At 55.8% G+C, this 12508-nt stretch carries 17 protein-coding genes; 3 read left to right on the forward strand and 14 right to left on the reverse strand.

Annotation, left to right across the window (positions count from 1 at the left end):
• Positions 1-16: 16 nt before the first annotated feature.
• From LN050_06445 to LN050_06465, 5 genes are read right to left on the reverse strand one after another with little or no spacing between them, the layout of a single operon-like run.
• Entirely contained in the window at positions 17-604 is a 588-nt protein-coding gene (locus tag LN050_06445; GenBank protein UFS57344.1) for an SCO family protein, read from the reverse strand.
• A gap of 37 nt (positions 605-641) precedes the next feature.
• A complete protein-coding gene (cyoE, locus tag LN050_06450; protein UFS55492.1) occupies positions 642-1550 on the reverse strand; it encodes a heme o synthase in 909 nt (302 codons plus the stop codon).
• The gene (locus tag LN050_06455; GenBank protein UFS55493.1) at positions 1547-2743 is read right to left on the reverse strand and encodes a COX15/CtaA family protein; all 1197 of its coding nucleotides are present in this window, start codon (positions 2741-2743) and stop codon (positions 1547-1549) included. Before LN050_06455 ends, cyoE begins: the two co-directional genes overlap by 4 nt.
• 7 nt (positions 2744-2750) lie before the next feature.
• Positions 2751-3428: a hypothetical protein gene (locus LN050_06460; GenBank protein ID UFS55494.1), complete on the reverse strand. Its 678-nt coding sequence runs from the start codon at positions 3426-3428 to the stop codon at positions 2751-2753.
• Positions 3412-4149 (reverse strand): SURF1 family protein, encoded by a 738-nt coding sequence (locus tag LN050_06465; GenBank protein ID UFS55495.1) that lies wholly within the window; start codon positions 4147-4149, stop codon positions 3412-3414. The genes LN050_06460 and LN050_06465 overlap by 17 nt, the downstream gene beginning before the upstream one ends.
• Before the next feature lie 35 nt (positions 4150-4184).
• Between LN050_06465 and LN050_06470 the strand changes: the two genes are divergently transcribed.
• Positions 4185-4442 carry a twin transmembrane helix small protein gene (locus LN050_06470; protein ID UFS55496.1) on the forward strand — a complete coding sequence of 86 codons (258 nt, stop codon included), beginning with the start codon at positions 4185-4187 and terminating at the stop codon, positions 4440-4442.
• Between the two features lie 109 nt (positions 4443-4551).
• Here the strand turns inward: LN050_06470 and LN050_06475 are convergent, their stop codons facing one another.
• From LN050_06475 to LN050_06515, 9 genes are all read right to left on the reverse strand, one after another.
• Entirely contained in the window at positions 4552-5433 is an 882-nt protein-coding gene (locus LN050_06475) for a cytochrome c oxidase subunit 3 (GenBank protein UFS55497.1), read from the reverse strand.
• Positions 5434-5499: 66 nt separating this feature from the next.
• On the reverse strand, positions 5500-5757 hold the full coding sequence (locus LN050_06480) for a DUF2970 domain-containing protein (GenBank protein UFS55498.1): 258 nt from the start codon (positions 5755-5757) through the stop codon (positions 5500-5502).
• Positions 5754-6332 (reverse strand): cytochrome c oxidase assembly protein, encoded by a 579-nt coding sequence (locus LN050_06485; GenBank protein UFS55499.1) that lies wholly within the window; start codon positions 6330-6332, stop codon positions 5754-5756. The genes LN050_06480 and LN050_06485 overlap by 4 nt, the downstream gene beginning before the upstream one ends.
• Positions 6333-6380: 48 nt before the next feature.
• A complete protein-coding gene (locus LN050_06490) occupies positions 6381-6494 on the reverse strand; it encodes a cytochrome oxidase small assembly protein (protein ID UFS55500.1) in 114 nt (37 codons plus the stop codon).
• Positions 6495-6521: 27 nt separating this feature from the next.
• Complete coding sequence (gene ctaD, locus LN050_06495; protein ID UFS55501.1) at positions 6522-8138, reverse strand: cytochrome c oxidase subunit I; 1617 nt, start codon at positions 8136-8138, stop codon at positions 6522-6524.
• A 40-nt stretch (positions 8139-8178) separates the two neighbouring features.
• A complete protein-coding gene (coxB, locus tag LN050_06500) occupies positions 8179-9336 on the reverse strand; it encodes a cytochrome c oxidase subunit II (protein UFS57345.1) in 1158 nt (385 codons plus the stop codon).
• A gap of 152 nt (positions 9337-9488) precedes the next feature.
• Positions 9489-9974: a DUF2244 domain-containing protein gene (locus LN050_06505; GenBank protein ID UFS55502.1), complete on the reverse strand. Its 486-nt coding sequence runs from the start codon at positions 9972-9974 to the stop codon at positions 9489-9491.
• A 222-nt stretch (positions 9975-10196) separates the two neighbouring features.
• The gene (locus LN050_06510; protein ID UFS55503.1) at positions 10197-10694 is read right to left on the reverse strand and encodes a hypothetical protein; all 498 of its coding nucleotides are present in this window, start codon (positions 10692-10694) and stop codon (positions 10197-10199) included.
• On the reverse strand, positions 10682-11101 hold the full coding sequence (locus LN050_06515; protein UFS55504.1) for a hypothetical protein: 420 nt from the start codon (positions 11099-11101) through the stop codon (positions 10682-10684). Before LN050_06515 ends, LN050_06510 begins: the two co-directional genes overlap by 13 nt.
• A gap of 223 nt (positions 11102-11324) precedes the next feature.
• Between LN050_06515 and LN050_06520 the strand changes: the two genes are divergently transcribed.
• Both LN050_06520 and trmL read left to right on the forward strand, forming a co-directional pair.
• A complete protein-coding gene (locus tag LN050_06520) occupies positions 11325-11954 on the forward strand; it encodes a ComF family protein (protein ID UFS55505.1) in 630 nt (209 codons plus the stop codon).
• A 48-nt stretch (positions 11955-12002) separates the two neighbouring features.
• A complete protein-coding gene (gene trmL / locus LN050_06525) occupies positions 12003-12473 on the forward strand; it encodes a tRNA (uridine(34)/cytosine(34)/5-carboxymethylaminomethyluridine(34)-2'-O)-methyltransferase TrmL (protein ID UFS55506.1) in 471 nt (156 codons plus the stop codon).
• Positions 12474-12508 lie beyond the last annotated feature (35 nt).

The raw sequence follows: 12508 nt of genomic DNA on the forward strand, positions 1-12508 counted from the left end.
GCCGCCCATGCCGGCCTCACTGCCCGGCTAGCAAATACTTGATATCTTGCGTAAGCGCCTCAACAGGGGTGCCGTAGCGGCTGTACAAGCGCAGGCGGCCTGAGGTGTCGTACACATAACTGCCCGCAGAATGGTCCATGGTGTAGCTGGTAGGCGTGGGGCCATCTACTTTTTTGTAATAAATCTTGAAGTCCTTGGCCACCTGTTCCAGCTTGCCTTCATCAGCGTACAACGCCAAAAAACCAGGGTCAAAGTGCGACATGTATGCCCGCATGATCTCTGGTGTGTCGCGCTGCGGATCAACGGTTACAAAAAGGCCTTGCAGCTTGTCACCATCTGAGCCCAGTGCGGCCTTGACCTGGGCCAGCTCAGTCATAGACGTGGGGCACACGTCAGGACACTGGGTATAACCAAAAAACACAACCACAACCTTGCCTTTAAAGTCAGCCAGGGTGCGACGCTGGCCATTGTGGTCGGTTAAGTCAAAGTTTTGTGCGTAGTTCGCACCCGTGATATCCACACCGGTAAACGCGGGCCCCTCGCTGCTACAAGCCGATAGGAATAAACCTGCGGCCAGCGCTGCTGCTGTCCACAGCCCACGCATGGAACGACCTGACTTGAACACGTACATCAATTGAATCCTATAAGGCGTAATGGTCTACCAGCAGCGCCGCAAACAGCACCGACAGGTGAATCAATGAAAACCGGAATGTCTTGCGTGCCAATGCATCCGAGTAGCTGCGCAGCAACGCTATGGCATAGGCTGTAAAGCCTATAGACAACACCAGCGCAGTGACCACATATATCCAGCCACTCATACCCACCATGAACGGCAGCATGCACGCAGCACCCAACACCAGGGTGTACAGCAAAATCTGAAGCCTGGTGAACTCTGAACCGTGCGTCACCGGCAACATGGGCAAACCACTCTTGCGGTAATCTTCAACGCGGTACAGCGCCAAGGCCCAAAAATGCGGTGGCGTCCATAAAAAAATGATCAGAAACAATATAGCGGCCTCGTGGCCCACTGTGCCTGTCATGGCCGCCCAACCCAGCACCGGCGGCATGGCACCAGACGCACCGCCAATCACAATGTTCTGAGGCGTTAATGGCTTTAGCACCACGGTATAAATCACCGCATAGCCCACAAACGTGGCAAAGGTTAGCCACATGGTCAGTGGGTTGACCGTGACATACAGCAAGGCTGAACCGGCCAGGCACAACACAGCAGAAAAGGTCAACGTTTGCTTGTTGCTAAGCTCACCTTTGGCTGTGGGCCGCCAGCTGGTGCGCTTCATTTTGGCGTCTATCGCGCTTTCCACCACACAGTTGAACGCAGCAGCAGCGCCTGCGACCAGCCAAATACCCAGGCAAGCCAGCACCATCAGCCATGCCTGCTGTGGCGTTGGTAACTCAGGCACTGCCAACACCATGCCAATGAGCGCGCAAAACACAATCAACTGAATGACGCGCGGCTTCATCAAGGCATAAAACTGTTGCCACTTGGGTGGCAAAGCGATATGGGACTGTTCAACAACAGAATCGGTCATGCAAAAGGCCTTGGTCCACCTGGGGTGGAGCTATCAAAAGAATCAGTAGATGCAGCAGTGCCAATGCCGCGCGCTTTTGCTTGCAAGGCCACACGCGTGAGCAAACCCGTGAGCATAATCACCAAGCCTGCTGCGCCACCGGTATGCGACACCGCAGCCACCAGCGGCCAGCCTAACACCACGTTGGACAAGCCTGTAATGAGCTGCCAAGCGGCCAGCAGCCACAGAGCATAGGCCGCAGCACGCCAGCCTTGCTCGCGCAACAAGCGCCACCCCAGCCACACCAGGGCCAGCAGCACCACATAGGCGCTGAGTCGGTGCACATAGTGAATAGCGGTGAGCGCTGCAAATGTGATTGCAGAGCCGTCTGCCGCAACCCCTAAATGACGCCATAGCTCAAAGCCACCAGCCATATCCATGGGCGGCCACCACTGACCTTGGCACGTTGGAAAGTCTTGGCAGGCCAACACAGCGTAGTTGGTACTGACCCAGGCGCCCAAGGCAATTTGCAACCACAGCAAACCAAACACCGCCACGGCCGCTACCACTAACGACCTAGGTAAATGATGGACTGGCGCGGCAGGGTTACGGGTGTAGGCCACGTGCTGTACCTGCAGCAACGCCAGCAAACCCATGCCGCCCAGCAGGTGCAAACTCACGATGGCCGGAAACAGCTTCATGGTGACAGTCAGTGCACCGAATGCCCCTTGCATGCAAACCCACAACAGCGTCACGGTAGGCCACCACGGCGATAGGCCAGGCGCAGCTGACACTGAGCGACGTGTGCGCCATGCCAAAACAGTAGCCACCAACAGCAATCCGCCAACAGCAGTGGCGAGGTAACGGTGCACCATTTCTATCCACGCCTTGCCCGTGGTCACAGGGCCGGTGGGCATGGCGGTTTGAGCAGCGTCAATGTGCTGCGCTGCACCCAAAGGCGAGACATAGCCGTAACAACCCGGCCAATCGGGACAGCCCAGACCAGAGTCGGTCAAGCGGGTAAACGCACCAAACAAGACCAAGTCAAAGGTTAAAAACAAGGTGAGCGTGGTGAGCAAGGCCAGGCGCTTGTGGCTACCGCCACCACGCGCGCGCAACCACACCCAGGACAGTGGCAAGGCCGCCAGCATGGCACCCACAATGAGCATGTGGGCCAGTGGCGTCAAGTTGTACAAATCGACAGCATCAGACATAAGCGGCTTAACGTATACGACCTTCGCGGTCCCAAGAGCTGGACGCGCGTAACAAACGGGTGAGGTCTTTGCGCGCTTTCTTGGCGTCCAAGTTCGCAGGAAAGCGCATCATCCAGTTGCCCAGCGGGTCCACCACGTATAAATGATCTTCAAGCTGCTGGCCCGGGGCGGGCTTTAGCCAATTGCGCAACACGGCCTCATCTATGGTGTACACATCCGCATCGCTGAGCGCTGGCTGCAAGGCATCACGCACGGGCTGGGTGTCCGTGCGCAACCAAACCCACTCCATGCGCGCCTTTTCGCGCCCCATAGACTCGCGCAACTGGCGTTGCAGGTACAAGTTGTTTTCGCACGGGCCTGGGCAGCTAGACGCCGACACACTGATGAGCAGCCACTGGTCCATGAGGTCGGGCATGAATACAGATGAGCCATCGGCTCTGTACACCTGCACAGCAGGCAACGGCTGCTGTGGCGAGATGAGTTCGCCGTAGTTGTGCCGCCCATCTGGACGCACCACGTAGTACATCAGGTAAGAGGCAATAACAGGCGAGGCACACACCAGCAACACAAACAGCATCTTCAGGCGTCCGTACTTGGCTTTTGGCGCGGCTGCATCGGCGCCAGCCATGTCGTAAACCGTCATGGACAAAGGCTGATCGTTTTGGGGGTTAGGCTTTTTTGACACGTCTGGGAGCAATCCATTGAAACCAAAGATAAAGAAATGCGACTAGGGCGCTGAGAGCAAACCATTGCGCCGCATAGCCGTAGTGTGTGTGCAGCTTTGCATCCACCTGTGGCCAATCGCGCAACAAACCATCTGTTTGCCCGGGAGAAGCCTCAAGCTGCACCACACTCAGGTAGCCCGTTGGCGCGCCAACTTCCTGCTGAAAATCCAACCAGTCTAGATTTTGCCGTATCTGGCTGCGCTGCATCTGTCCCATGCTGTAAAGCTGTGATGGTGGCGGGGCTAAACGCCCATACACGGTGACCACACCCTGCGGCGTTTGAATGGCGGGAATGTCTTGGCGCTGCATAAAGTTGCGCTGCACCCAGCCACGCTGCACCACCACCACCTGCCCGCTGGGCAACAGCAGCGGCGTCACCACATAAAAACCGGGCTTGGCATTCATTTGGCGATTGTCCAGAAACACGACATGCTGCGCCATCCAAGTACCCGTGAGTTGCACACGCCTGTGCGTAAACGTCTGCGAGACTGCGGCGCTGGCGTTGACCTCAAGCCATTGCGCATTGGTCAACGCAGGCGCTGCAGCTTGCTTTTCTTGGCTGGCCACCCAGGCCTTTTTTTGCGCGGCACGGTCTAGCTGCCAAAAACCCAAACTGGCAGTCGCCACAACACTCAATGCGGCTGCCACACTGACCACCCAGAAACGCGCGCGCTTACCCATGACAAACACCCGACAACTGCGTAGATAATGTGAGCATGACTTGGATTATTGCAACTGGCTTTGTAGCCATTCTTGGTAGCTTGGTAGCGGCACTCATCATCATGATGCGCCGTGGCGAAGTACAGACATTTGACGACAACGGCAACCCCATCGGTGAGCCATCAAGGCCCAAGGGCAACATGGCAACAGCGCTGGCATTTCGCATCGGCTTGTCTGTGGCATTGTTTCTTTTTGTGCTGTTTGCCTATTCAATGGGCTGGATTCAGCCAACGGGCATCGCGCCGGGGCGCTAACGATAAGCCTGTGCTGACACATAAGCCGACAGCGTGCATTGATCAATGACACCTCTGCGGCAAAATACAAAAGGCGCCTTAGGCGCCTTTTGTATTGCGGTGTCTGAACTTACAACCAGTACACCAGGAAATACAAGCCCAGCCACACCACGTCTACAAAGTGCCAGTACCATGCAGCGCCTTCGAAGCCGAAATGGCGGTCCTTGGTGAAATGGCCTTTTTGCAAGCGCAAGGTGATGAACAGCAACATCAACATACCCACGAACACGTGGAAGCCGTGAAAACCTGTGAGCATGTAAAAGGTTGAGCCGTATACGCCCGAATCCATACGCAAGTTGAGGTCGGTATACAAGTGGTAGTACTCATAGCCCTGTACACCCAAAAACACAACACCCAATACGACAGTCATCCACATGAACGCGATGGTTTTGCTGCGCTCTCCCGCCACCAAGGCGTGGTGGGCGATGGTCAGCGTCACACCAGACGACAACAGCAACAAGGTGTTGATAGTGGGCAGCCAAAAAGGACCAACGGTTTGGAACGCATCAACAATGCCTGCAGGTGAGGCTGTAGCGCCGGCTTGGACTGAAGGCCAAACGGCTTGGAAGTCTGGCCAGATCAGTGCGTTTTCAATGCTGCCCAAGGCTGGCACTGAATGCATGCGCGCCCACCACAGGGCGGTGAAGAACGCACCAAAGAACATCACCTCAGAGAAGATGAACCAGCTCATGCTCCAGCGGTAAGACAAGTCGATTTTGTGGCCGTAAAGGCCCGCTTCGCTTTCAGAGACAGACTCTTTAAACCAACGGTACAAAATGCTAAGCCACCACACCATGCCAAAAGCAAGCGAGTAAGCGCCCCACTGGTGGCCGTTGATCCACTGCCCTGCGCCCAATATGACGAAAAACAAGCCAATGGCCGCCATTACGGGGTGGCTGGATGGCCCTGGTACAAAGTAGTACGGTGTTGTACCGTGTGATGCTGCCGACATGCTTACTCCTGAAGAAATGCGCTTAGCTGTGTAGCCAGCTATTTTATGTGGTTATTGAACCGTTTTTTAAGAATTAACGACAACCCAATTGGCCAGCAGCATCAAACCGCCGACAAATAGAAACGTTGCCACAATACCCACCACCGCAATGTGCAGTGGCTTGAGCTTACCGATGTCGCTTTCGTAGTCAGACTGACGCCGTACACCTAAAAAGGCCCACAACACCGCAAAAACCGTCGCTGCCCATGACCCTTTGCGCGCACTCGCTTGCAGCTTGGGCGCACGTGGCTTGCTGGCATTGTTGACCTCACCCCTATCACTCATGACGGTGCGTTGCCCGTCAGGACACCGTGGCCCAAGGCCGCGGTTGCAGGCGCAGCTGGTGTCTTGCCACCCACCTCGAAAAAGGTGTAGGACAAGGTGATGTTGGTGACATCTTTTGGAATTTTGGGGTCAATCACGAACACCACGGGCCATTCCTTTTTTTCAGCCGGCGCCAAGGTGTACTGATTGAAGCAAAAACACTCCAACTTGTTGAAGTATGAAGCTGAGACCTTGGGCGCGTAGCTGGGAATGGCTTGCGCCGCCATGGTGCGAGGCTGGGTGTTTTCGAACTGGTAGGACACGGTTGCCATCTCACCAGGATGCACCTGCATGGAGCTGACTTTAGGCTCGAAAGACCACAAACCACGTGTATTGGTGTCAAACACGACTGTAATCGTGCGTGACGTATCAACTTGGGTGTTTTTAGGCAAGGCCTTGCTCACGCCTGGCACATCACGCTCTGTGAGGGCCAGGATGTTGATGCCAGTGACATCACAAATCGCTTGGTACAAAGGCACCAAACCGTAACCAAAGGCAAACATGCCCACAGCTATCACGGACAATTTCTTGACCATGACGCCGTTTTGCTGACCCCTTGTTGCGTTCTTGTTAGCCAAAGCTTATCACCCGCCAAACAACATGAACTTGGCCATAAAGCCCAGCATGAACACCAAGGCAACGCTACCCAGAATGAGACCCAGACGGCGATTGCTTTGCTTTTGTTCAGGTGTGGTCATAAACGTTGGCTTTTATAGGTACGAGAATCAAGCAATCACTTTGGTCGCGGTTGCGTCCAGCTTGGGTGGGTTCTCAAAGGTGTGGAATGGTGCTGGTGAAGGCACTTCCCACTCCAAGCCCTCTGCGGCTTCCCAAGGCTTTTGCGGCGCTTTTTCGCCCTTGCCCATCATGGTTGGCAACACCACAAAGATGAAGAAGTACACCTGCGCCATACCGAATGCAAATGCACCAACTGAGGCAATCGCGTTGAAGTCGGCAAACTGCATGGGGTAGTCGGCGTAGCGACGTGGCATACCAGCCAAGCCCAAAAAGTGCATGGGGAAGAATGTCACGTTGAAAGAAATCAGCGACCACCAGAAGTGAATTTTGCCGCGTGTCTCGTTGTACATCACACCGGTCCACTTGGGTGCCCAGTAGTAGTAGCCAGCAAACAATGCGTACAAAGAGCCTGCCACCAACACGTAGTGGAAGTGAGCCACCACGTAGTAGGTGTCTTGCACTTGAATGTCAAATGGCGCCATGGCCAGCATCAGGCCGGTAAAACCGCCCATGGTGAACACAAAGATGAAGCCAACCGCAAACAACATGGGGGTCTCAAACGTCATTGAGCCTTTCCACATGGTTGCAATCCAGTTGAAGATTTTCACGCCTGTGGGCACGGCAATCAGCATGGTGGAGTACATGAAGAACAACTGGCCTGTTACGGGCATGCCAGTTGTAAACATGTGGTGAGCCCACACAACAAAGGACAAAATCGCAATAGAGCCTGTAGCGTACACCATGGAGGCGTAGCCAAACAGCTTCTTACGGGCAAACGCTGGAATGATCTGACTGATGATGCCGAAAGCCGGCAAAATCATGATGTACACCTCAGGGTGACCGAAGAACCAGAAAATGTGCTGGTACATCACGGGGTCACCGCCGCCAGCTGGGTTGAAGAAGCTGGTACCAAAGTGGCGGTCAGTCAACGTCATGGTGATGGCGCCAGCCAGCACGGGCATGACAGCAATCAGCAAATAAGCCGTAATCAACCATGTCCAGCAGAACATGGGCATCTTCATCAGCGTCATGCCAGGAGCGCGCATGTTCAAAATGGTCACGATGATGTTGATGGAGCCCATGATGGATGAAGCACCCAGGATGTGCAGCGCAAAAATGGCAGCATCCATGGACGGGCCCATTTGCAGCGTCAACGGTGCGTAGAGCGTCCAGCCTGCAGCGGGCGCACCACCGGGCATAAAGAATGAACCAGCCAGAATCAGCGCAGCAGGAATCATCAGCCAGAAGCTGAAGTTGTTCATGCGCGCAAAGGCCATGTCTGAGGCACCAATTTGCAATGGCAGCATCCAGTTAGCAAAGCCCACAAACGCCGGCATGATGGCGCCAAACACCATGATCAAACCGTGCATGGTGGTGAGCTGGTTGAACAACTCGGGGTTCACCAATTGCAAACCTGGCTGGTACAGCTCGGCACGAATGCCTAGGGCCAGTACGCCACCAATCATCAACATCGCAAAGCTGAACAACAAGTACAGCGTGCCAATGTCTTTGTGATTGGTTGCAAAAACCCAACGACGCCAACCCGCAGGGGCATGATGGTCGTCATGGGCATGTGTATCGTGATGATCGAGTACTGCGCTCATTGGTTCATCCTTCCTATCTTCTTAGTGTTTGGGCTGGGGGTTATTGGTTACGGGCAGCTTGTACAGCAGACGGCTGTACCAAGTCACCTGACTGGTTGGACCAGCTGTTCATGGTGTAGGTGATAACAGCGGCGATTTCGGTGTCACTCAGCTGCTTCCAAGCAGGCATGGCACCGTTCAAGCGACCATTCAGCAGCGAAGCAATAACTTCTGTGTGGTCGCTGTTGAGTACAACAGCTGAGCCGTCAAGTGCCTTGATAGGACCTGCGCCTTTGCCGTTGGCCTGGTGACAAGCCGCACAGTTGGTACCGTAAACCTCTTTGCCGCGCGCCACCAATGCGTCGCGCTCCCAGACCTTGCTGGGATCATCGGCCAAAGCCGCCATGATGGCTTTCTGCTCATCAACCCAAGCGGTGTATTCCTTGGCAGCGACCACTTTTACGTTGATGGGCATGTAGGCGTGCTCTTTGCCGCACAACTCGGCGCACTGACCGTAGTACAAGCCTTCCTTTTCAGCACGGAACCATGTGTCACGCACGAAGCCTGGAATGGCGTCTTGCTTCACACCAAATGCCGGCACCATCCATGAGTGGATGACATCGTTGGCCGTGGTGATCACGCGAATTTTTTGGCCCACTGGCACCACCAATGGATTGTCAACCTTCAGCAGGTAGTCATCCGGGGCGTTGGCAACATCGCCGCTGTCAGACAGCGCGCGGTGGCTGGCGTCCAGGGCTGACAAAAAGCTGATGCCTTCACCTTCGCCGCTAACGTAGTCATAGCCCCACTTCCACTGCATGCCAGTGGCCTTCACTGTGAGGTCAGCGTTGGTGGTGTCCTTCATGGCTACCAAGACTTTGGTCGCTGGCAAGGCCATGCCAATGACGATCAGGAAGGGCACTATGGTCCAACCCAGCTCAACCCAGATTGGTTCTGGCAACTCCTGGGCCTTGTGACCCACTGAGCGACGGTGCTTCAAAATCGAATAGAACATCACACCAAACACGGCCAGGAAGATGACCGTACAGATGATCAACATAAACCAGTGCAACCAGTGCTGCTCAGCCGCAATTTGTGTGACCGCTGGGTGCAAGTTCAGCTGGTTTACCGCTGGGCCACCTGGCAAGTCGTTCACCGCATGGGCTGCAGTTGCTGCAACAGCAGCCACACCAGCTGACACGCGGGCTGCTAAGGCCATTGGCTTGTTGGGAACATTACCCAGAGTCATTGTTGTGCTCACTTGTTATTTCGCCTCAAATATAAGTCTTGATTCACATCAAGCCTGAATTACACCAAAATTTCAGCCTGCTTTAAAGACTTTCTCTCAATTACCTCAGCGCTGCAGGACATTCACATGCCCCGCAACGCCAAACGCATCTCCTGGGCCACCAACGGCCGCCACTCTGCCCGCACATGACGACCAAAACACAAACGCATGTCTCTGGCGGTCAGTTCAATCAAATTGGCCTCGTCTTGCAAGGGCTCCACACGAACCGATGCTCGCGGGAAGCGCATCTGCTCCACCTTGCCAGCCGTTTCCAGCTGCACCACCAGCCAGTCGCCTTCCAACCTGGCCAGCTCAGCGTCGGTTGCGTGGCGGGCATACACCACAAACGCAATAGCCAGCACAGTTATCTCAACAAACGCAAACGGCAGCACCCACACGGCACCCTGAAACCAAAAAAGGCTTGCAACCCCCAGCGACACCACACTGAGCATGATGAATACCTGCAGCAGCTGCGACGGCGTGATCGAGCAATTGCGCTTGAACGACCAACCGATGACACCATCGACAGGACGGGCAAAACGAAACGAACGAACAGACGACGTATGCATCTCTTGGCCTCATATAGTGCGCAACGTGTTGCCACCATAGACCACACGCGCCCGTCAGCAGAGAACGCACATGGCGTCCCCCAACGTTCGGCAACCTGCGATTGTAGCGTGGTGAAAACCCTTGGTATGCCACGACCGGGCTATTTACCCATGCAGCTTGGTCAAGCTCCTGTGTAGCGACCCAAGCATTACTGGGGCAGCCTCGCCAAAGCGTCGTAATAGTTAGTCTTTTGACTTACGTAGCATGCGCTGCATATCAGCCAGCGGCACATTGGTTTGCGTTTGCATCAAAGCCTTGGGTTCTGGACGCAACGCATGGCCGTAGATGATTTCCACACTCAAAACGTAGTTGCCTTGGGCATCACGAGGCAGGTGTTGCTCAAGGGCTGTGCGCAGTTGCTGCTGCCAGCCCCTGCCCAAGCAATGCGGCGTACGCGCAATGTGGAGGTTGCGCCCGCACTCGCGCAAGTCAGCCAATAATTTGTCCAGGTTGGTGTAGGTGATGGTTAGGGTTTCCATGTCCATCACCGGCTCTGCAAAGCCGCATTGCACCAACATGTCACCCCAATCGTGCATGTCGGTGAACAAATGCGTAGGTTGTGCCCAGCCCATCAGAGCGTAGACATGGCGCAGCTCACGCAGTGTGTCTGGCCCCAGCGCAGAAAACAGCACCATGCCATTGACTTGCAGCATGCCCAACCACTGTTTCAGCAACGCCATGGGTTGCGCCTGCTGTGCAGCACCATATTGGCCCACACCATATCCAGGCGCTCATCTGTGTCACGCCAGACTTGGTCTGCCCCGCTCACCGCCTGCCAAGCCGCGTCCAGCGCAGACCTGAGCCAGGACTTTGGCACAGGTGTTTGACTTGGCGTGGCAATAAATGTCTGCACAGCACCCCGGCCATTGGCTTTGGCCAGCAAGTCTTTGATCGCATCGTGCGCGCGCAAGCCACCCCAGCTGGGCAACCAGTGCGCCCAACGCTTGGGCGGCTTGGTCATCCAATTCAGGCGCGCATGCATGCGCTGCGCGATTTCCTCGTTCAGCCACGGTGAGGCTTTACGCGGCAAGGTCGTAAAACGCTGCGCGGCGTGCTCATCTAGGCTGGGGTTGGTCTCGTCGGACATGAGGCGTGGCTTTACATGTATGGCTTTAATAGGGAGCCGCCAGTATATTGGTCGCATGTCTTCCACAATGCGGTCATGGTTGGCGCGCCAGCCCGTGCGCTTGCCAGCGCTGTGCCACGTGTGCGGCTTGTGGTTTGCAAGCAGTCCCAACAACAGGGTTTGGTGCGCACGCTGCGAAACCACCTTTGTAGCTGCTAGGCGGCGTTGCATACAGTGCGCGACCGTGGCACCCACAGGGGCTGATAGCGCCAACACCGTTGGCATTTACCGTTGCGCCGCGTGCAGCACCTCGCCCCCAGCTTGGCAAAGCGCCCACGCAGCGGTGGACTACGCTTTTCCGTGGGCCAGTCTCATTGCACAGTTCAAGTACCAGCGTCACACAGCCCTGGCGAGACCACTGGCTGGGCTGATAGCAAACTCACCCAATTGCAATGCCACGCTGCGCCAGGCCGATGTGTGGCTTGGCGTGCCTATTGCCCGGCACAAACTGGGCACGCGCGGCTTTAACCAAACCCATTTGCTACTGGACCAACTGGCCAATCGGCTCAGCGACTGCGCTGGCGCGCACCATTGGCATCGGTCTAAAGCGTTCGCCACACGCAGCCAACAACTTGCCAGCCAAATGGGTCTGGGCAGGGCCCAGCGTTTGCGTAACCTGGGCAGCGTATTTGCACTGAGTCAGCAAGGTGCAGCAGGCCTGCGCGCCAAGCATGTGCTGCTGGTTGACGACGTCTACACAACAGGCGCCACCCTCATGGCGCTGGCCAGTGTGGTGCAACAGGCTAAGCCCGCAAGTTTGCACGTTTGTGTATTGGCAAGAACACCTGCTGTGCACGCACATAATGAGCACTGACCACTTTGGTCACCTTGGTTTTTCAGCGGCTCTCAATTGGCGCACGTCATGCAACACATCGTTCTCGTACACCCCGAAATTCCGCCCAACACTGGCAACGTCATACGCCTTTGTGCCAACACGGGCTGGCAACTGCACCTGATAGAACCACTGGGTTTTTCCATGGACGACAAGCAACTGCGCCGCGCAGGCTTGGACTACCACGAATACGCCAACCTGCTGCGCCACGCCAGTTGGGAGGCTTTTTTGCAACAGCAAGCCATCACGCCAGCCCAGTGCTACGCCCTCACCACCAAGGGGCAAACAAGCGTGTTCGACACCGCATTTGCGCCCGGTAGCTACCTGGTATTTGGCTCAGAGACCAGCGGCTTACCAGAACACATACGCGGCGCCATCCCAGCCGGGCAATGGCTGCGCCTGCCCATGCTGGCCGGGCAGCGCAGCCTGAACTTGTCCAACGCCGTGGCCGTGGTGGGCTATGAGGCATGGCGACAAAGCGGCTTTGTGGGCATGCCGTGATAAATTCAACTACAGTCACCAGGCGCCTGCGCCAG

It is taken from the genome of Comamonadaceae bacterium M7527, assembly GCA_021044545.1.
Classification (GTDB): domain Bacteria; phylum Pseudomonadota; class Gammaproteobacteria; order Burkholderiales; family Burkholderiaceae_C; genus RS62.

Coding starts and splice junctions, on each gene's coding strand:
- LN050_06445 (UFS57344.1), bottom strand. CDS start 604: ATGCGTGGGCTGTGGACAGCAGCAGCGCTGGCCGCAGGTTTATTCCTA.
- cyoE (UFS55492.1), bottom strand. CDS start 1,550: ATGACCGATTCTGTTGTTGAACAGTCCCATATCGCTTTGCCACCCAAG.
- LN050_06455 (UFS55493.1), bottom strand. CDS start 2,743: ATGTCTGATGCTGTCGATTTGTACAACTTGACGCCACTGGCCCACATG.
- LN050_06465 (UFS55495.1), bottom strand. CDS start 4,149: ATGGGTAAGCGCGCGCGTTTCTGGGTGGTCAGTGTGGCAGCCGCATTG.
- LN050_06470 (UFS55496.1), top strand. CDS start 4,185: ATGACTTGGATTATTGCAACTGGCTTTGTAGCCATTCTTGGTAGCTTG.
- LN050_06475 (UFS55497.1), bottom strand. CDS start 5,433: ATGTCGGCAGCATCACACGGTACAACACCGTACTACTTTGTACCAGGG.
- LN050_06480 (UFS55498.1), bottom strand. CDS start 5,757: ATGAGTGATAGGGGTGAGGTCAACAATGCCAGCAAGCCACGTGCGCCC.
- LN050_06485 (UFS55499.1), bottom strand. CDS start 6,332: ATGGTCAAGAAATTGTCCGTGATAGCTGTGGGCATGTTTGCCTTTGGT.
- LN050_06490 (UFS55500.1), bottom strand. CDS start 6,494: ATGACCACACCTGAACAAAAGCAAAGCAATCGCCGTCTGGGTCTCATT.
- ctaD (UFS55501.1), bottom strand. CDS start 8,138: ATGAGCGCAGTACTCGATCATCACGATACACATGCCCATGACGACCAT.
- coxB (UFS57345.1), bottom strand. CDS start 9,336: ATGGCCTTAGCAGCCCGCGTGTCAGCTGGTGTGGCTGCTGTTGCAGCA.
- LN050_06505 (UFS55502.1), bottom strand. CDS start 9,974: ATGCATACGTCGTCTGTTCGTTCGTTTCGTTTTGCCCGTCCTGTCGAT.
- LN050_06510 (UFS55503.1), bottom strand. CDS start 10,694: ATGGCGTTGCTGAAACAGTGGTTGGGCATGCTGCAAGTCAATGGCATG.
- LN050_06515 (UFS55504.1), bottom strand. CDS start 11,101: ATGTCCGACGAGACCAACCCCAGCCTAGATGAGCACGCCGCGCAGCGT.
- trmL (UFS55506.1), top strand. CDS start 12,003: ATGCAACACATCGTTCTCGTACACCCCGAAATTCCGCCCAACACTGGC.